This is a genomic window from Streptomyces boncukensis (assembly GCF_011045075.1).
Taxonomy (GTDB): domain Bacteria; phylum Actinomycetota; class Actinomycetes; order Streptomycetales; family Streptomycetaceae; genus Streptomyces; species Streptomyces boncukensis.
Map to the genome: position 1 here is coordinate 1 of NZ_JAAKZZ010000002.1, position 22,667 is coordinate 22,667.

At 72.5% G+C, this 22,667-nt stretch carries 22 protein-coding genes; 18 read left to right on the forward strand and 4 right to left on the reverse strand.

All coding sequences use genetic code 11. The features are described 5' to 3' along the window. Together G5C65_RS00375 and G5C65_RS00380 are read right to left on the reverse strand one after the other, a co-directional pair. Nucleotides 1-1,673: type I polyketide synthase (locus tag G5C65_RS00375; protein ID WP_165296517.1), on the reverse strand; the 1,673-nt coding region annotated here is incomplete at its 3' end. Further along, a complete protein-coding gene (locus G5C65_RS00380; protein ID WP_165296518.1) occupies nt 1,670-2,008 on the reverse strand; it encodes an acyl carrier protein in 339 nt (112 codons plus the stop codon). The genes G5C65_RS00375 and G5C65_RS00380, both read right to left, overlap by 4 nt. Nucleotides 2,009-2,270: 262 nt before the next feature. Between G5C65_RS00380 and G5C65_RS00385 the strand changes: the two genes are divergently transcribed. The 6 genes from G5C65_RS00385 to G5C65_RS00410 all read left to right on the forward strand — a co-directional run bounded on the left by G5C65_RS00385 (nt 2,271) and on the right by G5C65_RS00410 (nt 9,111). Beyond that, entirely contained in the window at nt 2,271-3,719 is a 1,449-nt protein-coding gene (locus tag G5C65_RS00385) for a CoA transferase (RefSeq protein WP_165296519.1), read from the forward strand. A gap of 211 nt (nt 3,720-3,930) precedes the next feature. Then, nucleotides 3,931-5,520: an aldehyde dehydrogenase family protein gene (locus tag G5C65_RS00390; protein WP_165296556.1), complete on the forward strand. Its 1,590-nt coding sequence runs from the start codon at nt 3,931-3,933 to the stop codon at nt 5,518-5,520. A gap of 32 nt (nt 5,521-5,552) precedes the next feature. After that, entirely contained in the window at nt 5,553-6,695 is a 1,143-nt protein-coding gene (locus G5C65_RS00395; RefSeq protein WP_165296520.1) for an acyl-CoA dehydrogenase family protein, read from the forward strand. A gap of 124 nt (nt 6,696-6,819) precedes the next feature. Beyond that, nucleotides 6,820-7,332 carry a PaaI family thioesterase gene (locus G5C65_RS00400; protein ID WP_165296521.1) on the forward strand — a complete coding sequence of 171 codons (513 nt, stop codon included), beginning with the start codon at nt 6,820-6,822 and terminating at the stop codon, nt 7,330-7,332. A gap of 27 nt (nt 7,333-7,359) precedes the next feature. Further along, complete coding sequence (locus tag G5C65_RS00405) at nt 7,360-8,151, forward strand: alpha/beta fold hydrolase (RefSeq protein WP_165296522.1); 792 nt, start codon at nt 7,360-7,362, stop codon at nt 8,149-8,151. 132 nt (nt 8,152-8,283) lie between these two features. Then, nucleotides 8,284-9,111: an AfsR/SARP family transcriptional regulator gene (locus G5C65_RS00410; protein ID WP_206441078.1), complete on the forward strand. Its 828-nt coding sequence runs from the start codon at nt 8,284-8,286 to the stop codon at nt 9,109-9,111. Between the two features lie 10 nt (nt 9,112-9,121). On the opposite strand, the gene G5C65_RS00415 is transcribed toward G5C65_RS00410, so the two are convergent. Continuing rightward, the gene (locus G5C65_RS00415; RefSeq protein ID WP_165296524.1) at nt 9,122-10,129 is read right to left on the reverse strand and encodes a bifunctional lysylphosphatidylglycerol flippase/synthetase MprF; all 1,008 of its coding nucleotides are present in this window, start codon (nt 10,127-10,129) and stop codon (nt 9,122-9,124) included. A gap of 220 nt (nt 10,130-10,349) precedes the next feature. Here G5C65_RS00415 and G5C65_RS00420 point away from each other — a divergent pair, with 220 nt between their 5' ends. The 9 genes from G5C65_RS00420 to G5C65_RS00460 all read left to right on the forward strand — a co-directional run bounded on the left by G5C65_RS00420 (nt 10,350) and on the right by G5C65_RS00460 (nt 19,120). Next, nucleotides 10,350-11,306 carry a diacylglycerol/lipid kinase family protein gene (locus G5C65_RS00420; protein ID WP_241265441.1) on the forward strand — a complete coding sequence of 319 codons (957 nt, stop codon included), beginning with the start codon at nt 10,350-10,352 and terminating at the stop codon, nt 11,304-11,306. A gap of 311 nt (nt 11,307-11,617) precedes the next feature. Next, nucleotides 11,618-13,216, forward strand: a complete 1,599-nt coding sequence (locus tag G5C65_RS00425; protein ID WP_165296525.1) for an MmgE/PrpD family protein — start codon at nt 11,618-11,620, stop codon at nt 13,214-13,216. Beyond that, nucleotides 13,213-14,496 (forward strand): aspartate aminotransferase family protein, encoded by a 1,284-nt coding sequence (locus G5C65_RS00430; protein WP_338146184.1) that lies wholly within the window; start codon nt 13,213-13,215, stop codon nt 14,494-14,496. Before G5C65_RS00425 ends, G5C65_RS00430 begins: the two co-directional genes overlap by 4 nt. A 1-nt stretch (nt 14,497) precedes the next feature. Then, the gene (locus G5C65_RS00435) at nt 14,498-14,947 is read left to right on the forward strand and encodes a type II toxin-antitoxin system RatA family toxin (RefSeq protein ID WP_165296526.1); all 450 of its coding nucleotides are present in this window, start codon (nt 14,498-14,500) and stop codon (nt 14,945-14,947) included. Between the two features lie 3 nt (nt 14,948-14,950). Beyond that, a complete protein-coding gene (locus G5C65_RS00440; protein WP_241265442.1) occupies nt 14,951-15,508 on the forward strand; it encodes a hypothetical protein in 558 nt (185 codons plus the stop codon). A gap of 74 nt (nt 15,509-15,582) precedes the next feature. Beyond that, nucleotides 15,583-16,563: a ferritin family protein gene (locus G5C65_RS00445; RefSeq protein WP_165296527.1), complete on the forward strand. Its 981-nt coding sequence runs from the start codon at nt 15,583-15,585 to the stop codon at nt 16,561-16,563. 11 nt (nt 16,564-16,574) lie between these two features. Continuing rightward, the gene (locus G5C65_RS00450) at nt 16,575-17,618 is read left to right on the forward strand and encodes a beta-ketoacyl-ACP synthase III (RefSeq protein ID WP_165296528.1); all 1,044 of its coding nucleotides are present in this window, start codon (nt 16,575-16,577) and stop codon (nt 17,616-17,618) included. A 51-nt stretch (nt 17,619-17,669) separates the two neighbouring features. After that, on the forward strand, nt 17,670-17,900 hold the full coding sequence (locus G5C65_RS00455; RefSeq protein WP_165296529.1) for an acyl carrier protein: 231 nt from the start codon (nt 17,670-17,672) through the stop codon (nt 17,898-17,900). Then, a complete protein-coding gene (locus G5C65_RS00460) occupies nt 17,900-19,120 on the forward strand; it encodes a beta-ketoacyl-[acyl-carrier-protein] synthase family protein (RefSeq protein ID WP_165296530.1) in 1,221 nt (406 codons plus the stop codon). The genes G5C65_RS00455 and G5C65_RS00460 overlap by 1 nt, the downstream gene beginning before the upstream one ends. Before the next feature lie 225 nt (nt 19,121-19,345). Here the strand turns inward: G5C65_RS00460 and G5C65_RS00465 are convergent, their stop codons facing one another. Further along, nucleotides 19,346-20,059 (reverse strand): AfsR/SARP family transcriptional regulator, encoded by a 714-nt coding sequence (locus G5C65_RS00465; protein ID WP_165296531.1) that lies wholly within the window; start codon nt 20,057-20,059, stop codon nt 19,346-19,348. 417 nt (nt 20,060-20,476) lie between these two features. On the opposite strand from G5C65_RS00465, the gene G5C65_RS00470 reads away from it, so the two are divergent. From G5C65_RS00470 to G5C65_RS00480, 3 genes are all read left to right on the forward strand, one after another. Then, the gene (locus G5C65_RS00470; protein WP_165296532.1) at nt 20,477-20,896 is read left to right on the forward strand and encodes a PaaI family thioesterase; all 420 of its coding nucleotides are present in this window, start codon (nt 20,477-20,479) and stop codon (nt 20,894-20,896) included. Between the two features lie 262 nt (nt 20,897-21,158). Continuing rightward, nucleotides 21,159-22,067 (forward strand): (3R)-3-[(carboxymethyl)amino]fatty acid oxygenase/decarboxylase, encoded by a 909-nt coding sequence (gene scoE / locus G5C65_RS00475; protein WP_165296533.1) that lies wholly within the window; start codon nt 21,159-21,161, stop codon nt 22,065-22,067. 16 nt (nt 22,068-22,083) lie between these two features. Then, nucleotides 22,084-22,626, forward strand: a complete 543-nt coding sequence (locus tag G5C65_RS00480) for an FcoT family thioesterase (protein WP_165296534.1) — start codon at nt 22,084-22,086, stop codon at nt 22,624-22,626. Nucleotides 22,627-22,667: the final 41 nt, after the last annotated feature.

Here is a 22,667-nt window from a genome sequence, read left to right on the forward strand (position 1 = left end):
GGTCTGCTCGGCCGCCGGCCGAGCAGACCGGCCAGTTCCTCGCGGTCGCGGACGACTCCGGCCAGGCGCACCGGAAAGTGGGCCCGCCCGACCGCCGCCGTGCGGCACAGGTCGGCGAGCGGGATGTCCGGGTGGTCCGCGAGGTACTGCCGGTAGCGCTCGATCTGGCGGCGCAGCGAACGGGTGCTCTGCGCCGACAGGGTGAAGATGTGCGCCGACCCCTCCGCGTCCGGAGCGGACTCCCGGATCCGGGGCGGTGCCTCCTCCACGGCCAGGCACGCCAGCGTTCCGGCGATCCCGAAGCCGTTCACCAGCGCGCGCCGGGGTCGGCCGGTCCACGGGCCGCAGCGCGTCGGCACGGTCACCGGACAGCGGTCCCACGGGATACGGGCCGAGGGGGACGCGAGGTGCAGATGCGGATAGAAGACCCCCTCCTGCATCTGCAGCAGGGTTTTGACCAGTCCGCACACGCCGGCGGCCGACTCCAGGTGGCCGACGTTGGTCTTGACGGAGCTGACCACCACCGGCTCGGGCCCGCTGTGCGACGCGGCGAAGGTGTCGCTGATCGACCCCAGCTCGACGGGGTCGCCCAGCGGGGTTCCCGTACCGTGCGCCTCGACGTACTGGATGTCCCGCGGTTCGAGCCCGGCGTCGGCGATCGCGGCGCGCATCACGGCCGCCTGGGCGATGCCGTTGGGCGCGGACAGGCCCGCGCTCTCGCCGTCCGCGCGCACGGCCGAGCCGCGCAGCAGGCCGAGCACCCGGTCGCCGTCGCGCTCCGCGTCGGACAGCCGCTTGAGCACGACGACGCCGCAGCCCTCGCCGCGGCTGTAGCCGTCCGCGCTCTCGTCGAACGTCTTGCACCGGCCGTCGGAGCCGAGCATCCCGGCCTGGGTGAGGGCGGTCTGGGCCATGGGGTGGTGGATGGCGTTGACCCCGCCGCACAGTGCGATGTCGCACTCCCTGCGGCGCAGCCCCTGGGCGGCCAGGTGCGCGGTGGTGAGGGAGGACGAGCAGGCGGTGTCGATGGTGAGGCACGGGCCGCGCAGCCCCAGGAAGTACGACAGCCGTCCGGCTACGGCGCTGTGCGCGGTGCCCGGGATGAGGGAGCCGGCCAGCTCCTCCTCGGCAAGGGCGGCCGATTCCACGACGTAGTCCATGGACATGACGCCCATATACACTCCGCCGTTCCCGTGGCGCAGGCCGGTGGGATCGATACCGGCATCTTCCAGCGCCTGCCAGGCGGTTTCCAGGACAAGCCGCTGCTGGGGGTCTATGTAAGGGGCTTCTTTGGGGGAAATCTTGAAGAACTTCTCATCGAACAGGTCGAGGCCCTCGATGAAATTCCCGTCCGCCACGGGGGTTTTGATTCCCGGGTTATCGCGATCGTCCGCCGGGTTGTCCGCCGAGTCGTCAGCCGGGGAATCCGTGTTCCCGTGGACCCAGCGGTCCTCGGGCACCGGCCCATGGGCCGAGCGCCCCTCGCGCAGGAACTCGGCGAATTCCTGCGGGGTTTCGCTGCCGCCCGGGAAGCGCAGCCCCACTCCGACGACGGCGATCGGCTCGTGCTGCTCCAGCAGGAGCTGGTCGAGGGCCTTCTTCTGCTCGCGGACGGTTTCCAGCGCCGCCCGGAGCCTGCCCTCGGCGCCCTCGGGCACGGGTGCCTCCGTCATGGCTGCTCCTTTCCGCCGTGGAGCGGGCCGCCGGAGAGGCCGGGCAGCACTTCGGTGACCATATGGTCCAGCAGCCGTGCCAGATTGGGGCTGTTGAACAGGACGTTCGTGCTGATCTCGCAGCCGAGCAGCCGCTCCAGCCGCTGCTTGAGCTCCGCCACGCGCAGCGAGGTGAGGCCGAGGTCGAAGAAGTTCCCGTCGAGTGGGAACTCCTCCTCCTCGTCCATCAGCAAGCTGGCTTTGAACTCCCTGGCCAGGAGCTCCTCCAGGGCGTCCCGGCGCTCCGAGGCGGGAAGCCGGCAGATCTCACTGGCCGTCGGTGTGCGGTGGATCATCGGGCCCGCTCCCTACGTGTGCGGCCGTCCCGGCGAAATGCGAGCGCAATGCAGGCGTGATTCATCACGAGTACGCCGGCGCGGCCAGTCAACCAAACTCGCCTGACACGGTGCTGACACTCCACTGACCATCCATTTCGCAATGGCCGCCGCGATGGCAGACTCGCAGAGCCGCACCGCAGCCGGCCTCCGAATGGCAAGGCCGCCCGGGATTCATCGAGGCGCCACAACCGGCGGACCGTAAACCGAGGATGGGTGGACGATGGAGGAAAAGATCGACTTCGTCGGGGAACTGGACAGCATGCTGAAAACGATCGGCCTGAGCCGGGATCCCGCGGTGAGCGAATTATCGGTGACCGGCCGGGACCCGGTGGTCAAATCGCCGCTCCGCATGGGTGCCGCGATCGGGGTGCCCCTGCTCACGGCGGCGATCGGGTCCGCGCAGATCTGGCAGCTGCGGACCGGCCGGTCCCAGCGGCTGTCGCTGGACCTGGGCCAGGGGCTGCACCGGATGACCCCGCTCCTGGGCGGCGGAGCCACCCTGGGCGGCTACTTCTCCAGCCTCGGCTCGCTGGCCGGCATCGACGGTATGGCGCCGACCTTCTGGGACTTCTACCGGACCGCCGACGGCCGCTGGGTCATCCCGATCGCCTGCTATCCCAGGATCCGCGACGCGCTGCTGTGCCTCCTGGACTGCGCGCACAGCAGGGAGCACATCACGGCCGCCATCGCCCGCTGGAACGCTTCCAGCCTGGAGGACGCGGCCGCCGAGCAGGGCGTTCCGCTCGCGATCGTCCGTACCCGGGAGGAGTTCCTCGCCCACCCGCAGGGCCGCGCGGTGCTGGCCGAGCCGGTGGTGGCGGTCGAGCGGATCGGCGACGGGCCGCCCGTGCCGCTGCCGTCCGGCCCCCGCCCGCTGTCCTCGCTGCGCTGCCTGCAGTTCACCCACATCCTGGCGGGGACGGCGACCGGCCGGGCGCTGGCCGAGTACGGGGCTGATGTGCTGCACGTCTGCGAACCCGACTCCTTCGAGCACGAGGCCGTCTGGAACGAGTCGGCCGGCGGTATGCGCTCGGCGCGGCTCGATCTGCACGCGCGCGGCGCCGGGCGGGACGCCTTCGACCGGCTGCTGCGCGACGCCGACGTGTTCGTGCACAACTACCGCCCCGGCAAGGCCGTACGGCTGGGGCTGACGGCGCAGGACTGCGCGGCGGCGGCGCCCGGCGTCATCCACTGCTCGGTCAGCGCCTACGGGCACACCGGCCCGTGGCGCGACCGCGGTGGCTTCGACCAGCATGCCCAGGCGCTGACCGGCATCAGCCTGCGCGAGGGCGGGGACGGCGCGCCGAAGCTGCCGCCGGGCCGGGTGTTCAACGACTACATCGCGGCGTACCTGGCCGCCTCGGGCATCATGGCCGCCGTCGTCCGGCGTGCCCGCGACGGAGGCAGCTACTCCGTCCGGGTCTCCCTGGCGGGAGTGGCCAACTGGTGCTGGAACCTGGGCAGTCCCGACCCCGCGCTGGTGGACGCGCTCGACGAGAACGCCCTTCCGGCGCCACCCCGCTGGCAGGTCCACCGGACCCCGCTGGGCGAGTTGCGGCACATCGTCCCGCCGGCCCGGCTGAGCGAGACGCCCGGGAGTTTCGACGACCCCGTCCTCCTGCCCCGCGGTTCCTCGAAGCCGCAGTGGCGCTCCCTCCCGGACGGCTGACCGGCGCCGCGCCGCGCCGCGTCGGCCCGTCCGCCCAGGCGCCCGTCCGGACGGACAGACGGCGGGCGGACGGAGAAGCAACCCGAACCACGAACCGTTGGAGGACGCCGTGGGGCTCTCCCCCCGCAACGGCTCAGCGGCCGCCGTGCCGGCACCGGCCGGGCAGGGCGCGGCGGCGGCGCCGAGCGCACCACCGCAGCGCGAGCGGCCGCTGCGCAGCTACTACTCCTACATCCAGGGCCGGGACGTCGAGGGCACGGGCTGGGTCTACACCGTCAGCGCGGGGTCCCTGCTGGAGGACGTCTTCACCAGCGTCAGCCTCAAGCGCGCGCTGGAGCGGAGCCCCGACCCCGGCTCCGACGCCGCGCAGCACCCCTATGTCATCGGCCGGGTCGCCGTCGCGGGCGACGCCGGGATCGACCTCGCCCTCAAGGCCGCGGCCGCCGCGGCCCCGGCCTGGGCCGCGGTGCCGCTGGAGAGGCGCATGCGCCTGGGCCCGCTCTTCCGCGAGCGGGTGATCCGGCACCGCGAGGAGTTCCTCGACCTGCTGGTGGCCGAGGGGCACCCGCTGCGGCTGGCCCGCTGGCAGCTGAGCGGCCTGCTGGAGACGTACGGCGAGGAGAGCTGTGCCTGGTACCGGCGGTGCATGCACACCACGTTCCGGCACGGCGAGCGCCGTCTCGTCGTGCGCCGCCAGCCGGACGGCGTCGTCTGTCTGAACCCGCCGCAGAACGCCCCCGGCCAGAGCGCCGCGCTCGTGGTGCTGATGCTCATGGCGGGCAACGCCGTCGTCGTCCGCGCCCCGCGCAGCATTGCGCTGAGCACGATGTACGTGCTGCGCGAGCTGGTGGCCCCGGTCCTGGCCGAGGCGGGCGTTCCGCCCGGGGCGCTCGGCGCCGTGTGCGGCAACCCGGCCCAGACGATCAACCGCTGGCTCGACAGCCCGCTGGTGGACGACATCTTCTACATCGGGGGCAGTGAGGAAGGGCTGCGCTTCCAGCAGCGGTGCGTCGCCGCGGGCAAGAAGCCCATCCTCGAACTCGCGGGCAACGACGGCATCGTGGTGTGGAAGGACGCCGATATCCCGCTTGCCGCCGAGGCCGTCAGCGAGGCGTTCTACGGCTCCGGCCAGATCTGCATGGTGCCCAACTACGTCATCGTCCACCCGGATGCCGCCGACGCGCTGTTCGCCGAGGTGAAGGACAGGGCGCGCGAGGTCCGTCCGGGCCACCCGGAGGAGGAGGACGTGCTGCTCTCCCCCGTCCGGCGCAGCGAGCGGTTCTTCGCACTGCTGCGCGAGGCCCTCGACGCGGGCGCGGAACTGGTGTGCGGCGGGCACCGTACGGAGGCGGACGGGACGCGGTCGCAGACCGGGGTGTTCCTGGAGCCGACCGTCGTCCGGGTGAACGGCCTCGCGGGCTCGCGGGACCTGGAGATGGTGCGTCGCGAGACGTTCTTCCCGCTGCTCCCGGTCATCGTCGCCGAACCGGCCGAGGACGGACAGCTGCTCGACCGGCTCATCGACTTCGTCAACACCAACGAGTACGGCCTGCGCAACTCCCTGTGGGCGCGCGACGAGACGGTCGTGGACGCCTTTGTGCAGCGGGTGGTCAACGGAGGGCTGCTGAAGGTCAACGACTCCCATATCGGCTTCCTCCCCTGTCTGCCCACCCACGGCGGTACCGGCCTGTCCGGCGGCGTCCACGGCGAGGCCAACTACCCCATCCTGAAGACCTCGCATCTGCAGGGCGTCGGCATCGGCGCCGGCGTCAGCCCGCGCAGCACGGTCTTCGGCGCCTGACGGCGCGCCCCGACAGCGAAAGGTGTTCCTCCGTGCGCACTCTCGACTCGGCACGCGCGACCTGCGAGCACTACCACCCGGGCCTCGGCAAGGCCCTGGAGGAGATCGAATTCGAGGAACGGGAGTACCCCGGCAGCCCGGTCATCGCGCTGTTCCGCGAGCACGACGGCGTCGGGCTGCTGGTGCCCGAAGCCTTCGGCGGCAAGGGCGCCGACCCCGTGGACGCCGTGCGGGTGATGCGGGCCGTCGGCTCCTACTCCCCCTCGCTGGCCGCCGCGGCGACCATGCACCACTTCACAGCCGCCACCCTCTACTCCCTGACCGGCCGCGACGACGGCCTCACCGCCGCCCAGCGGGCGCTGCTGCGCGGCGTCGTCCCCTCCCGCAAGCTCATGGCATCGGGCTGGGCCGAGGGACGCACTCGGCAGAACGTCCTCACCCCCTCGGTCGCCGCCCGGCCGGTGGCCGGCGGGTACCTCCTCAGCGGCGCCAAGAAGCCGTGCAGCCTGTCCCGTTCGATGGACCTGCTCACCGCGAGCGTCTCGGTCCCGGACGCCAGGGGCCGGCCGGAGCCAGCGCTCGCGCTGATCGCCGGGGACGCTCCCGGCATCACTGTGCACCCGTTCTGGGGCAACGGCGCGCTGGCCGCGGCGGAGAGCGACGAGGTGCGGCTGGCGGACGTGTTCGTGCCCGAGGAACTGGTGCTGCGCACCGGCTCCGACGATCCGGAGCGGCTGTCGCGGATGCAGAGCGCCGGATTCATCTGGTTCGAGCTGCTGATCTCCGCGGGCTACGCGGGAGCGGCGGCCGCTCTGGTGCGGCGGGTGCTGGAGCACGAACGGGGCAGCGTCACCGACCGGGCGGCGCTCGCGGTACGGGCCGAGTCCGCACACCTCCTGCTGGAGGGGACGGCGCGGGCGGTCCGCGACGGCGACCTGGACGGCGAGGCGGCGGTCGCCTCCGTGCTCATCGCCCGGTACGCCGCTCAGGAGGCCCTCTCCGGCGCCGCCGACCTGGCCCTGGAGCTGCTCGGCGGGATGGACTTCATCCGCTCCCGGGAAGGCTCCCTGCTCGCCTCCGCCGTCCGGCCGCTGGCCTTCCACCCCCCTTCCCGCACCAGCACGGCCGAGCCGCTGGTGGCGTACCTCGCGGGAGCCCCGCTCGCGCTGTCGTGACCGGGCAGGCCCCGGTGCCCGGCGGAACACGTCGGTGCCCCGCGGTGGTGGACAACGCGGCGCGTGGTCGCAACCGTGGTCCGACACCTCGGATTCCCGATGCTGGAGAAAGGCGGCAGGGAGCATGCCGGAGACGATGGAGAGCGCGATGCTGGCGCTGTGGGACGAGCTGACCGGGGCCCAGATGCTCCAGGCCGTCGCCGATGGCCGGGTGCCGCACGGGGCGCACCACACGCTGCTGGGCCTGCGGGTCACCGGGGCCCGGCCGGGGCGTGTCGAGGAGACCTGGCAGCCGCCGGCGGCGCTGAGCAACCTCGCCGGGAGCGGTGTGCACGCCGGCTATATCGCCATGGTGCTCGACGACGCCTGCTGCGCCGCCGGGTCGAGCCAGGGCGAGCACGCATACCCCATGATCACCCTGAGTCTGGACATCGACTTCCTCCGGCCCGTCCGGCCCGGCGGCGACTACACCGTGCACAGCGACCTCGTCCACCCGGGCCGGCGCCGGATGGTCGCCAACGCCCGCGTCCTGGACGCCGACGGCGCACCGGTCACCCAGGCCCGCGCCGGCGTCGTCCCGGATCTGGACTTCGCCTCCCGGATGCGCACGCCCCCCGCCCCGGAGGGGGAGAGCTGACCGGTGGAACCCACAGGAGACTGTCAGGTGCCATGTCCAACGGGCCGCTGGTTCGCCACGGCGGATCCCCGCCCCGATGCCGCGCGCCGGCTCTTCCTCTTCCCGCACGCGGGCGGCAGCGCCGCGTCCTACCTGCGGTGGTGCGCCCTGCTGCCCGACGTCGAGGTGCTGGTCGCTCAGTTGCCCGGCCGCCAGGAACGGCGGGCCGAGGAGCCGTACCGCCGGACCGGCCCGCTGGTCGAGGCGCTCCGGACGGCGCTCGAGGCCGAGCTGGACGGCCGCCCGTACGCTCTCTTCGGGCACAGTCTAGGCGCGCTGCTCGCCTACCGGCTGGCCGTGGACATCGAGCGGGACGGCGGCGAGGTCCCGGTCCTGCTGGGCGTTTCCGGCTGGGCGCCCGAGCGGGTCCTTCCGGTGGAAGCGCTTCTCCCGCTGCCCGACGCCCGGTTCGTGACCGCCGTACGGCGCTTCGGTGTACTGCCCGCCGAGGTCAGCGAGGACCCGGAGCTGCTCGCGCTGGTCCTTCCGGCGCTCCGCGCCGATCTCGCCCTGGTCGCCGGCTACCGCGACGACGGCGCCCGGGTCGGCTGTCCGGTCGCCGCCTACGGGGGGAGGGCCGACCCGACGCTGGAGCGCGGCAGGCTGTCCGAATGGGCCGCCCGCACCCCGGTCTTTCTGGGAGCCAGTGCGTTCCCGGGAGGGCACTTCTACCTCGCGGACCACGCGATCGCCATCGCGAGCGACCTCGCCCGCCACCTCCAGCGAACAGAGGGAGACGACTCGATAGCGCACCGAAAGCGGCACGATAGCCGACCGTAGTAGCGTGCACCGAAAAGCCAGAGCGCGTCGCGTGACCGTCCGGGCGACCCGTCCGCGAACGTCTTTCCACCACGCGCACGCGCGATCACTGTCTTCTGCTTTTCCCACACGGTGTTCAGGCCGAGGTGACTCATGATCTGTGGCGGGTCAGAGGGTCCGGTGGTCCGGTTCCGCATTCTCGGTGGCCTGGAGGCGGTCTCCCCGCTGGGAAGTGCCACGGTTTCCGGAGAATTCCAGCGGAGGCTGCTGCAGACCCTCCTGGTAAGCGAAGGAAGAGCGATCACCGGCGATATGCTGATGACCGAACTGTGGGGGGAGCTGCCGCCGGCCGGCGCGGCCAACGCCCTGCAGGCCCACGCCAGCAGAATCCGCAGAAAGATCCGGCAGATCGAGCCGCACCGCGAGCGCCCCCGCCTCATCTGCCGCCCCAACGGGTATCAGCTCCTCATGGACGGCGCGGAGCTGGACGCGACCGCGTTCGTGGAGTCCGTCGCGCGGGCCGAGCGCATCCGGCTCGACGCGCCCGAGCAGGCCGTCGGCCTGCTGCGCCCCGCGCTGCGGCTGTGGTCCGGGGCGGTCTGCGGAGGCAGCCCCGGCGGACCGCTGTGCAGGGCCGCCGCCGCCCGGTACGAGGAACGCCGGCTGCAGGCCATGGAGGCGCTGTTCGACAGCGAGCTGATGCTGGGCCGGCATGCCGCGATTCTCGCCGAACTGCGCGAGGTGCATATGGACGACCCCCTGCGCGAACGGTTCTGCGAGCAGCTCATGGTCGCGCTGTACCGCTCCGGCCGCCAGGCGGAGGCGCTGGGCACCTGCCGCCGGACGTGGCAGTGCCTGATCGACCAGCTCGGCGTCGACCCGTCGCCGTCCCTGCGCCGGGTGGAGCACGCCATCCTCGCCCAGGACCCGGCGCTGGACCGCGGCCCGGTGTCGGCCGTACACGCTGCGCGGATCCCGTAGCGCGGTACGGCTACAGCGCGTTGGCCGTTCGGAACACGTGGGCGAAGGAGCGGAGTGAGGCACGCCCGCGAAAGGCGATGTACTCCGCCGTCACCGCGTCCGGCGCCCACTTCTCCTTGTACGCGAGCTGACTGCGCGCGGGGTAGACGGCGTTGCCGCGCTCCCACAGCTGGCGTACCAGCCAGCGGAACGCGGGGCTGTGGCCCGGGACTTCACACCGCGGGTCCAGGCCCGTGAACGGCGTGAATCCGAAGTGCAGCCAGCCGGCGCCCTCGCCGCGGAACACCTCGATCGCATGGCTGTTGACCGCCTCCGCCACCCCCGGCGGCCCGTCCGGACGGCGGCGGCTCAGGTCGTGCAGCCACCCGGCCCGGCTGCCGTACACGGGCGAGTAGGAGATATATCCGGCCAGTTCGTCGCCGATCAGGCCGAGGAACAGCCGGCGGTGCGGTTGCGCGGCCCCGCCCAGCTGGCCCACCAGGAACTCCAGGGGCTTGGCGTGCTTCCCCTTCCCCGCGAGCCAGGAGGCGTCCAGCTCCCGGACCGAGGCGGTCCAGTCGTCGGCACCGCCGGCGGGGGCCTCCCGCACCGTCAGACCGCTGCGCAGCGCCCGCGAGATCTTGTTGCGCAGCCGCATGAAGCGGGTGCCGCGCAGGGAGAAGCGGTCCAGGTCGACCGCGTAGGACGCGCCGATCTGGTTGACCGTGAAACCCTGCTCCGCGTACCGCACGGCGTCGGCGTGCTGGAGCTGAACGCCGACCACGCGCAGCCGCCGCTCGCGCGCGTACGCGGCGAACTCCCCCAGCAGCCGGGGATAGTCCTCGTCGGGGGCGAAAGGGCCGCCGAACTGCACCAGATACCGGCCCGTGCGCCGATAGGCGATCACGCCGTCCGCGGATGGTGTCGTGAAGTAGCGGTTTCCTTCATTGAGCGCCAGAAATGCGCTCGGGTTGGCGGACCGCGTATACGTCCTGATGGCCTGAAGAGCGGAAATACCCGAGGTCGAGGCGGCAGTCATGGTCCCCTTTCCTCCGAGTGCTCGAATCGGAAGGACTGACTGACGAGTAGAGCACCGCGAAGCCGTCCCGACAAGCGGCCCGTCCGGCCGCGGAAAACCGGGATGCCGTCAGTGATATGTCAGGGAATGGTCAGGGCCGTGGTGCACACTCATTCACGCATAAGGACGAGTCTGAAGATCCCGGAATCCCCGAAGCGACCCCGTCCGCCAGGAGTGAACGATGCCGCACCAGATGAGCCCGGCAGCGCAGCGCGCCCTCATCGTGGCCAACCCCGCGGCCGGCCGCTACCGCTCCGCCGTGGTGGAGCGCCTGGCCGCCGTCTGCCGCGCACGGCTCACGTCGGTGGCGGTGCACCGGACGACGGGCCCGGGTGACGCCACCGACGCGGTGCGCCGCGCGGTGGCCGAGGCCCCGGCCGGGCAGCGCCCGGACCTGGTGGTCGCGGTCGGCGGCGACGGCACCGTACGCGAGGTCGCCGAGGGGCTGGTCCGCCAGGGCGCCGACGACACCCGGGCGGCCCTGTTCATCGTGCCCGCGGGCAGCGCCAACTCCGACTACCGGATGTTCTGGGACGACCGGCCGTGGCAGGAGACGCTGTCCGGGGTGCTCGGCCCCGGGCACCGGGCCGAGACACGCAGGGTGGACCTCGCACGGCTGGCGGAGACCGGCGCCCACGTGCTCCTCGGCTCCTGCACCGGACTGGGCGCGCAGATCCTGTCGAGGGTCAAGACGCTGCCCGGCGCCGGGCGCGAGCGCTACGCCCGCGCCCTGGCCGAGGCCGCGGCCGGCTACCGCCCCTACCCGGGCCGGGTCACCGTCGACGGCGTCCCGCTGGCCGAGGGGCCGACCATCCTGGCCAACGTCGGCGGTGGGCGGTACCGCGCCGGACAGTTTCTGCTGCTGCCGCACTCCGAGCCGGACGACGGGCTGCTGGACGTCTGCGTCATCGACGGCCGCACCGACCCGGCCCGGCTGCCGGAGCTGACCCGGGACGGCCGGCATGTGGGCCTGCCGGGAGCCGCGTACGGCCGCGGGCGGCGCATCGTCGTCGAGCGGCTGGACGGTGAGCGGCTCGTCCTGGAACACGACGGCGAACTGCAGGACCGCACCGGGAACACGGCCACCTTCGACGTGGTGCCGCGGGCGCTGCCGGTATGGGCCGCCGCGGCACCCTAGGCCGTGTCCGGCGGATCGTGGTTGCCCTCTGTCGGGGCAGCCGGGTCGGGGCTGCCCCTGCCCGTGGCTTGCGGACCGCGGCTGGGGCCGTGGCCGGTCGCGCAGTTCCCCGCGCCCCTGAAGCGCCCCTGGCGGGGCGCCAGGGCGCGCCCCGCCAGGGGCGCGGGGAACTGCGCGAGCAACCTCCCCCAAGCTCTCGGCTTCGCTCGAGCAGGGGGGACCCCCATTCCAGCCGCGGACTGCGACGCACCGGCAGGGGCCGCCCCTGCCCGGCACACGGCACCTGCGGACAGCGAGGGAGGGAGGGCCCCGTGGCCCTGCTCGAAGAACTCGGCGGCTGGGCCGCACGGCTCACGCCCGACGCCGTGCCCGAGCGCGTTCTGCGCCGCGCCGCCAGCCAGGTGCTGTCCCAGCTCGGGGCGGTGCGGGCCGGCGCCGACCACCCGCTCGGCGGGCGGCTGACGGCCGCCTTCGGGCCCCCGCTGCAACCTGATCCGCGCCAGTCGGCGTGCGTCCTGGCCGGCCTCGGATCGTGGCTGAACCTCGACGACACCGCGTACGCGGGCCACCTGTCCAGTTCCACCGTCGCGGTGCCCCTGGCCTTCGCCCGCGCCCGGGGGCTGGACGGCCCGGCGCTGCTCACCGCGGTGGTCGCGGCCAACGAGTGCGCGGCACGCGTCACCGCCGCGGCGACGCTGGGCCCGCTGCGCGGCCAGACCGCGCTGCACGCGCATCTGGCGGGCGCGGTCGCCGGGCGGCTGCACTGCGAAGGCGCGCCGGCCCGCCGCTGGACGGACGCGCTCGGCCTCGCCTACGCGCAGCCGCCGTGGCCGCTGCTGCGCGCCTTTCTCGCCAGCGAAGCCCGGCTGCTGCACGCCTTCGGGCCGGTCCGTACCGGCATGGACGCGTGCGACGCCGCGGCCGCCGGGCTCACCGGCGCCCCCGACCTGCTGGAGGACCCGGACGGGTTTCTGCGCCGGTTCGCGGCCGTTCCGCTGCCCGGCGCCGTCACCGCCGGGTTCGGAACGCGCTGGCACACCGAGACCTTCTCGTACAAACTGCACCCCGGCGGACCCGGTATCGACGCAGCCGTCGACTGTGCGCTGGCGCTCCACGGCGAGCTGGGCGCGCCGGACTTCGACGACCTCGCCGACGTCCTGGTCGAAGCCTCGCTCTACACGGTCCTGGTCGGCCGGCACGCCCGCCGCCACCTGGACGGGCCCCGGCGGCCGCTCGGCGCCCTGGTCCTGGACACCGGCTATCTGGTGGCCACGGCGCTGGCGACCGGCCGGCTGACCGTGGCCGACCTGGACCCGCCGGCAGCCGACGACCCGGTGCGCCGGGCCGCGGCCGACAGGGTCAGGCTGCTGCACGACCCCGCCATGACCCGCGGCCTCCTCGCCTCCGAGGCCCCGTTCGGCGAGGCGCTGCGCCAGGCGGGCGCCGCGGGCACCGCGTGGCTGCGGGAGTTCGGCGGTGCCCCGCTCGTGGAGCTGGCGGGCGACCCGGGCCCGCCGGCCGAGGACTTCACCGCGGCCGCCAAGGCCACCGGCGCCCGGGTGACGGTCCGGCTCACCGACGGCCGCAGCGCGGAGCGCGAACTGCTGATCCCGCACGGCGCCGCGGGGGAGCACACCCGCGTCCACCACGCCGCGCTGGTGCGCGCGAAGTACCGCGCGCTCGGCGGCCCGGACCAGGTCGCCGAAGCACTCCCCCGCCTCCCCGCGATGGACGGCGCGGAGCTGCGCGACTGGATCGAGGCGGCCCTGCGGCCCGGCCCCCCGGCCGATTCCCATCGCCCGGACCGCGCGGCGCGCGAAGCCGTCAGCGATCCGTCAGGGGCCCGTGCCACGGTGAAACCGCGCTCCTTGCGCCCCCTTGTCGACGACATCGAGGAGCAACGCCCGTGAACGCTCCGTTGGAAACCGGCCCCGGTACGGAAGAGGAGATACTCCGCCAGTACCGGGCCCACCTCAGCAAGGGCCGGGCGACGGTGGCCGACCTGTTCGGCAGCCATATGGAAGTCGCCTCCTGCGGTGCCTGGCTGACCATGAACGACGGCGAGAGGTACCTCAACTGCGGCGGCTACGGGGTCTTCCTCATGGGCGCCCGGCACCCCGTCGTCATGGAGGAGGTCCGCCGCCAGCTCGACGCGCACCCCGTGGCCACCCGCATCCTGCTGGAGCCGACGGTCGCCCGCGCCGCCGAGGCGCTGGTCTCCGTGACCCCGCCGGGGCTGGAGCGCGTGCACTTCGCGCTCTCCGGCGCGGAAGCCGTCGAGACCGCGCTCAAGCTCGCCCGCGCGGGCGGCCGGCGGCGGGTGGTCTCCACACACCTCGGCTACCACGGCAAGACGCTGGGGGCGCTCTCGGTCTCCGGCAAGGACGTCTTCCAGCGGCCGTTCCACCCCCTGCTGCCCGACGTCACACTGATCCCGTACGGCGATGCCGACGCTCTGGAGAAGGAGCTGGCGCAGCACCCCGGCGAGGTCTGCGTGCTGCTCGAACCGGTTCAGGGCGAGGGCGGCGTGATCGTCCCGCCGGACGGCTATCTGCGCCGGGCCCGCGAACTGTGCGCCACCTACGGCGGGTTCCTCGTCCTGGACGAGGTGCAGACCGGTATGGGGCGGCTCGGGGCCTGGTGGGGCGCCGACTCCGAGGGAGTGGTGCCGGACGTCCTGCTCGCCGGCAAGGCGCTGGGCGGCGGAGTCGTCCCGGTCTCCGCTGCGATCGCCTCCCGCGAGGTCTTCCGGCCGTTCGACAAGGACCCCTACATCCACACCGGAACCTTCTCCGGCGCCCCGCTCCTCATGGCCGCGGTCCGGGGCGCCATCCGCGCGGTGCGGGAGGACGACCTCACCGCGCGCGCCGCCGCGCTCGGCGCCGAGCTGCTGCCGCGCATCGCCGAGATCGCCCGCCGCAACATCCCCGAGCTGCTCACCGAGGTCCGCGGCCGCGGGCTGTTCATCGGCGTGGAGCTCACCGAGGCGGGCCTCGCGGGCGAGCTGCTGCTGGAGCTGTTCAACCACAGGGTGGTGGCGAACCACTCGATGAACGGCAACGCCGTGGTGCGCTTCACCCCGCCCGCCGTGCTCACCGGCGCGGACACGGCATTCCTGCTGAGCGCCTTCGACGCGGCCACCCGCGACCTGGTCGAGCACAGGGCCCGTATGCCACAAGGAGGAGGATGACATGCGGCAGGTGACGGTGGACGCCCTCATCCCCGGCGAACGCGCCGAGACGGTCTTCGACGCCGTCCTGCGGTTCGAACGCTACCCCGACCTCGCCCCGCATGTGCGCACGGCCGTGGTGCACGCCGGGCCGCCGCAGCCGCGGGGCAGCTCCAGCTGGGAGCTGTACTTCCGCAGCGGCCTCCTGCGGTGGACCGAGAGCGAGGAGTACGACCGCGAGCGCCTGCACATCGCGTTCCGGCAGACCGAAGGCGACTTCGACGAACTGGCCGGCTCGTGGGAACTGCGCCAGACGGGCGAGGACTGCGCCCTGCACTTCGAGGTCGCCTTCGACTTCGGCATTCCCAGCATGGAGGGCATCCTCGACCCGATCGCCGAGCGGGTGGTCGAGGAGACCGTCGCCTGGGCGGTCAGCGGCCTGTTCACCGGCGTCACGCTCGGCGGGGAGTGACCGATGGACCAAGCCAACCCGTTCGAGACCCGCACCACCTTCCGGCTGCACCGCGCCGAGTACCTCGTCGGCCTCGCGGTCTCCGGGGGTCTGATCGTCGCCCACGCCGACGAGATCCGCTGGCTCCCTGCGCTCGTCCTCTTCCTCTATATCGACCTCATCGGCTACCTCCCCGGAGCCATCGCCTACCGGCGCAGCGCGGACAAGAGGATCTCCAAGGTCTTCTACGTCCTCTACAACACGATGCACAGCCTGATCACCCAGGGCGCCGTCGCCGCCCTGTGGTGCTGGCTGGTGCAGCCCGAGTGGGCCCTGCTCGCGCTGGCGTTCCACCTGTGCGGCGACCGCGGGGTGTTCGGGAACTTCCTCAAGCCGTTCGCCCTGCCCTTCGAGCCCGAGGCCGATCCGGGGTACCGGCGGCTCGTCGACGGGCTGCGGCGCCGCGGCGAGGGACGCAGGGTCCCCGTCCCCACCCCCGAGTCCGAGTCCGAGTCCGAGTCCGAGTCCGAGTCCGAGTCCGAGTCCAGGGTGCCGGCCGGCACCCCGAGCGCCGGGGGCTGAGACTCCGGCCCGCCGAAGGCGCCCGGCCCGGCAGCCCGGGGCGCTGCGCACCACCAGCAGGAGGGCATTCAACGATGACTGACGCCGTATCCCCCGAGGCAGGCTGGGAGTCCGCTCCCGGACTCCTCGACGGGGCCAAGAGCCTCGACCTCACCGCCGAGCAGTGCGACCTGGCGTACTGGCTGCGCCATGTCGCCCAGGGCACCCTGCGCGGCCGCGCCGTCACCGGGCACGCGGACCAGGCACGGGTGCCGCGGTTCATGACGGAGCCCGGCCCGCTGCGCGAGGCCCTCGTCCTCGAACTGGGCTGCCGCTCGGTGGCCGAGGAGATGGCCACCAAAGCCCTGGGGCTCTACGTCGCCAACGCCCCCGGTGTCGCGGAGATGGAGTTCTACGCCACCCAGCTCCTGGACGAGGCGCGCCACGCCCGGGTGTTCCGCGAACACCTGGTGGAGCTGGGGATGCCGGCGCACACGCTGATCCGCGACATCCACGAGATGGCCGCCGACTACCACGCCCGGGTGCTTCGGCCGCTGGCGGACTTCAGCCTGGAGGTCGTACGCGACCAGGCCGACTTCGCCGGCGGCGTGGCCATCTTCACCATCATCGTCGAGGGGGTCCTCGCACCCGCCGCCGAGCTGAGCGAGCGCAAGTGGGAGCCGCTGGACCCGGCCGCCGGAGAGGTGTCCCGGGGCGCGGCGATCGACGAGATCCGCCATCTGACGGTCGGCAGCTCGATCCTGCGCGACCACCTCGTGGCCCATCCGGAGTACCGGCCGCGGCTGATGGAGATCCTGCGCGGCGGCCGGAAGCTGTGGGACGAGCTCCCCGACCGCGAGTTCGTCATGCCCCGGGAGGAGCTCTTTCAGGAGGGCATGCTCCAGCACGCCGACGCGGTGGGCGACTACGAGGTCTGGCCGGGGCGCCGCATGCTCGACACCGGCCCCGAGGAGCGCTACGCCATGGCCGAGCGCTGGACGGACGAGATGGCCGAAGCGCGCCTGGTCCACATGGGCCTTCAGGACGCTCTCGCCGTCCTGGGCGGACCGGGCTGAAGGGGGCCGTGATGCGCGCGACACACCGGCCCGGACCGCCCCCGACCGCCGTAGCGGGCGCGGCGGTTGTCGCCGGGGTGGGCGGCTGGGTGCCACCGGAGGTGGTCACCAACGACGACCTCAGCGTCCGCCTGGACACCTCCGACGCCTGGATCCGCAGCCGGACCGGCATCGCCGCGCGCCGTATGGCGCCGCTCGGCACCGCGACCTCGGACCTGGCCGTGGAGGCCGGCCGCCGGGCCCTGACGTCGGCCGGCAGCCCCGCGGTGGACGCGGTGCTGCTCACCACCGCGACCCCGGACCACCCCTCCCCGGCCACCGCGCCGGCCGTCGCCACCCGCCTGGGCCTGTCGGGCGCCGCGGCGTTCGACCTCGCGGCGACGTGCGCGGGGTTCGTCTACGGGCTGGCCGCGGCGTCCGGACTGATCGCGAACGGTGCGGCCCACCGCGTCCTGCTGATCAGCGCCGAGGTCCTCTCCAGCATCGTCGACCCGCAGGACCGCACCCTGGCGGCCCTGATGGCCGACGGGGCCGGTGCGGTGGTGCTGCGGCCGGGCGCGGCCGACGAGCCGGGGGCGCTCGGCCGCGCCTTCCTGGGCAGCGACGGCGCGCTCAGCGGGCTGATGAGGGTCTCCGACGGCGGATCCCGGCAGCGCAAGAGCGGCCGGCCGGCCGAGCCGGGCGGGGAGTTCCTGCGTATGCGGGGCCGGGAGACCTTCCGGCACGCGGTGGAGCGGATGGCCGAGTCCTCGGGCCGCGCCCTGGAGGCCGCGGGCTGGAAGACCGGTGACGTCGACCACCTCGTGGCGCACCAGGCCAACGCCCGCATCCTGGCCGCGCTCGGCGACAGGCTCGACATCCCCGCCGACCGGCAGCTCTCCAACATCGAGTACGCCGGCAACACCTCCTCCGCCTCCATTCCGCTGCTGCTGGCCGAGGCGTCCCGGGACGGCCGGCTGCGGCCCGGCCGCCGGGTCCTGCTGACCGCGTTCGGCGGCGGCCTGGCATGGGGCGCGACCACCCTGGTGTGGCCGGAACTGTCCGCCGCGCACTGACGGCCCGGCACCCCCGACCGAGCCCATCGACGACTCCCTGAGGACGCGTTCATGTACGAGAAGCTGAAAGAGATCCTCGCCGGCAAACTCATGGTGCCCCCCGACCTGATCACCATGGAGGCCACGCCCGAGGACATCGAGCTGGACTCCCTGGCCGTCGTGGAGCTCTCCCTCGTCCTGGACAAGGAGCTGGGGATCGAGCTCAGCGACGACGTGCTGGCCGAGGCCAGCACCGTCGGCGACATCGTCCGGCTCATGGAGGAGCGGGGGGCGACCCTCTGATGCCACGCGCCGACGCGGCCGTCACCGGTCTCGGACTCGTGACGCCGGCGGGGACCGGAGTCGAGCGCAACTGGGAGACGGTCTGCGCGCCCAAGCCCGCCGCCGCCCTGGACCCGGCACTGACGGCGTCACCGGTGCGTATCTCCTGTCGCGTGCCCGACTTCGACCCGGCCGCTCAGCTCGGCGCACGCCGGGCCCACCACCTGGACAGATTCGTCCAGCTCGGGCTGGTGGCCGCCCGTGAGGCCCTCGCCGACGCCGGCCTGGACCCCGCGGCCTGGGACGGAACCCGGGTGGGCGTGGTGCTCGGCTGCGGAGACGGCGGAACCACCACCCTGGAACGCGAGCACCGGGTCCTGCTGGAGGAGGGCGCGCGGTGGGTCTCGCCGCTGCTGATCCCGATGCACCCGCTCAGCATGCTGGCGGGCCAGGTGGCCATGGAGTTCGGCGCGCTGGGCCCCAATCTGGTGGTCGCCACCGCGTGCGCCTCCGGCACCAGCGCGGTCGGAGCGGCCAAGGACCTGCTGGCGCTCGACCGCTGCGACATCGTGCTGACGGGCGCCGGCGAGTCCACCCTCACCCCCCTCATCATCTCCGGGTTCGCCCAGATGAAGGCCCTCTCCCGGCGCCATCACGACCCGGCAGGGGCCTCCCGCCCCTTCGACGCGGACCGCGACGGCTTCGTCGCCGGGGAGGGGGCCGGGGTGCTGGTCCTGGAGCGCCCCGACCACGCGCGGGCCCGCGGAGCCCGGGTCCGCGCCCGCGTCGTCGGCTACGGGGCCTCGGCGGACGCCCACCATATGACCGCCCCGCACCCCGAAGGGCGCGGCATCGAGGCGGCGCTGCGCGCGGCGCTCGAAGACGCCGGAGCGTCCCCGGCGGACGTGGCGCATGTCAACGCGCACGGCACGTCGACGCCGCTGAACGACCTGGCCGAGGCCAAGGCGCTGCGCCGGGTCCTGCCGGGCTCCCCTCTGGTGACCTCGACCAAGGGCGTCACCGGACACCTGCTCGGCGCGGCGGGCGCGGCCGAGGCGGTGTACACGGTGCTCGCGGTGGAGCGCGGGCTGGTTCCGCCGACCGCCAACCTCGAACGGCTCGACCGCGGCGTGGAGCTCGATATCCCCACCGTGCCCGCCCGGCGCCGCATCGGCCTGGCGCTCACCGAGTCCCTCGGCTTCGGCGGCCAGAACGCTGTTCTGGCGGTGGCCGGCGCCTAGCGGTGGCCTTGCTGGGTCGGGGCTGCCCCTTGCTGTCGCGTCGCAGTCTGCGGGTGTGTCGTGGCTTGGCGCGCAGTTCCCCGCGCCCCTTCGGGGCGCATCCGTGCGCCCCGTCAGGGGCGCGGGGAACTGCGCGCGCAACCACGGCGACAGCCGCGGTCCGCAGGGCACGGACAGGGGCAGCCCCGGGCGCGGCCTGGACGTGTCCGAGCCCGGTCATCCCCGTCAGGGGCGGCCGTGCTGTCCGTCCCACGATCGGCACGGGACGTCTCCGTCCGCGACCAGGCTGTCGTCATGGCGCAGGATGGCCCGCTCCAACGCGCGTAGCTCTCGGCCCGGTTCGAGTCCGAGCTCCTCGGCGAGCCGGCTGCGCGTGCGCTGATAGGAGGCCAGCGCGTCCGCCTGCCGCCCCGACCGGTACAGCGCCGTCATCAGATAGCCGTTCAGCAGTTCGTTCAGCGGGTGCCGGACGACCAGGCCGGTCAGTTCGTGCACCAGCGCGCGGTGCCGGCCCAGCCGCAGCTCCAGCTCGATCCGCTTCTCGTCGGCCGCTATGCGCTCCTCGTCCAGCTGCGCCGCCGCGCCGCGCAACACCTCGCTCTCCAGGTCGGACAGCGCGGGCCCGCGCCACAGCGCGACGGCGGCGCGGTAGAGCTCGACGGCCTGTTCGAGGCGGCCCCTGTCCTGGGCCAGGTCCGCGGCCGCCGTCTTCTGCCGGAACACCTCCACATCGAGGTCGCCGGGCTCGATGTGCAGGACGTAGCCGTACGGCTGGGTCTCGATGCCGTGGCCGTCGTGCAGCGCTTCGGCCAGCTTGTGGCGTAGCTGCGAGATACAGATGTGGACCTGGCTGCGCGAGGTGGGCGGCGACTGCGCGCCCCACACCGCGTTGATCAGGCACTCTCTCGGCACCACGCGGTTGGCGTTGAGCAACAGCATGGCCAGGATGCACTTTTGCCGTACCGCGCGCATCGGAAGCGGACGGGATGCCGCACCCACTTCCATCGGACCGAGAAGGCGGAAGAACGTCGGGTTGTCGCCGCATGAGCTGGGAACAGGCATGCACATGGGCCTTCTCCGTGTTCAGAGAGTGCGGGGGGCAGTCGTGTCGGGCTCTGCACACTAGACGCTGCTGCACATGGGACGCGGCGTCAATTGCCCTCTCAAGAAAGTCGATTCGGTACGGAAGAACTTGAGCCATTCACCGGGCCCGAGGCCGCGGAGCACTCCGGATGGCGCGTGTCAGCACCGTGTCATCGGTGTGTCAGGGCGGCGTAGAGTACGGGTGAGCCGACCGGCCCGAGTTCCGACGCCCCGCCATTCCGGCCCGATCCTCACGAACCGGAGTCCGATGCCATGACCGGCCCCGCGTATTCGACCGAGGAGATGCTGGCGACGATGCCGCACGCCGTTGCCCTGGGCATCGCGCTCGACGAGGCCGACGTCTCCGCGGTCCGGGGGCACTTGGACTACTCGCCACGGCTGACCACGCTCGGGGGCGCGATGCACGGTGGAGCGTTGATGACTCTCGCGGACTCCGTGGGAGCGGTGTGCGCCTTCCTCAACCTGCCGCCGGACCACAGCACCTCGACGCTTGAGTCCAAGACCAACTTCCTGCGCGGGGTGCGGGAGGGAACGGTCCGGGCGACAGCCCGCCCGCTCCACGTCGGACGGACCAGCATCGTCGTACAGACCGACCTCTACGACGACCGGGGCGGGCGCGTGGCCCAGACCACCCAGACCCAAGCGGTGCTTCCGCCGCGGTCCTCCGCCTGACCCACGGCCCGGCCCCGGACCGGACCCACTCGTTCCGGTTTCACCCCGGGGCCGTCGGCCCCGCTCGCTGTCTCGTCGGACGGGACAACACGGCCGGAAAGCGCGGGCGGACGGGCGAATTCCTCCCCCCGGCGCCTCTACCCTGGCGAGGCATGCCTTGATCCGAAAAGCCGCCGGCAGCAGCGCCTTTTCATTGAACAGCCCCGAATCCTGTGCATACTCTTTTCCCCGAGTTGCCGTCGAACTGTTAGGCAGGCCATCTGTGATCATTACTCCGCAGCGCGGCGCGAAAATGGGAGTCGAGGTGTCCGAACTGGATGCCCTCGCAGCGCCGGAAGAAGAGCTGAGCGATCTCAAGAACCTGGTGTACACCTCGAAAATCCTGGTCCTGAAGGGTCAGGATCTCTCCCCCGCCGACTACGTCGAGTTCGGCAGGAGACTCGGCGAGGTGGAGACGTACTACCAGCCGATGTACCACCACCCTGAGCACAAGGAGATCTTTGTCTCCTCCAACAAGAAGGAAGGGGGAATGCAGATCGGAGTGCCCAAGACGGGAAAGTTCTGGCACCATGACTACTCCTTTATGCCGCGCCCCTTCGGCCTTACGCTGATCTACCCGCAGGTTATTCCGCAGGGACAGCGCGGCACCCTGTTCATCGACCTGGAGAAGGCGTACGAGCAGCTGCCGGCGAAGCTGCGGAAGGAGATGGCGGACAGCTGGGTCGTCAACAGCGTGCGCCGCTACTTCAAGATCCGCCCCTCCGATGTCTACCGCCCGGTCTCCGAGATCCTCGCGGAGATCGAGGAGGAGACGCCCGAGGTCAGGCACCCCGCGGTGTTCCCGCACCCGGTGACCGGCCGTCCGGTGCTCTATATCAGCGAGGCGGTCAGCCACCGGCTGGAGGACGCCGAGGGCAACCCGCTGCGCGACGGCCTGCTCACCGAGGTGCTGGAGGCGGTGGGCCAGCTGGACACCAGCTTCACGCACGACAACATCCACCTCCAGAGCTTCGAGCAGGGCGACCTGCTGATGTGGGACAACCGCAGCCTGGTGCACCGCGCCCTGCACACGCCCAACCCGGAGCCGACGGTTTCGCACCGCGTCACCGTGCACGACGACCACGAGTTCTATCCGGGCATCGAGCGGCAGCTGACGGCGGCCGGGCGCTGAAAGCGAGGGGATCGCAGTGGAGTACGAGCACGACCAGGCGCTTCTCGACCAGGTGCTCCGCGTCTACAAGCCGCACACCCGCTATCTGAACTCGACGGCCGTGACGGCCAAGGGGGACCCGCAGGACGAGGGCGGAATGGTCAGGCTGCGCGGCGCGTTCGACATTCCCGAGTCCTGCTACATCGATGAAACCGGCCATTTCAACGCCGTCGAGTTCAATCTGTGCTTCAACCAGATGTACTACTTCATCGTGGCCAAGTCGGTCAAGGAAGGGCTGCTGCGGGCCTTCGGCGACTGGTCCATGGAGGACTTCTGGAAGCGGCAGCTCCCGGATATGTTCATTGTGGACTTCCGCAGCACCTTCCGCCGCCATATGCACGGCCGCCACTTCTGGGGCGAGCTCGACATCGTCAAGGCCCAGCAGCGGGACGGCGGCAACGGGCGGATGATTCTGCTGAACACGCAGTGCCGCTACGGGGAGGCCGAGAAGGCCGCCTGCCACGGCGAGGTGCGGCTGGCGCTGAAATCCCCGGCGGCAGGCCCCGTCCCGAGCCCCTGACACCCCGCGCACCGTCGTGCCCCGTCACCGTGACCACAAGC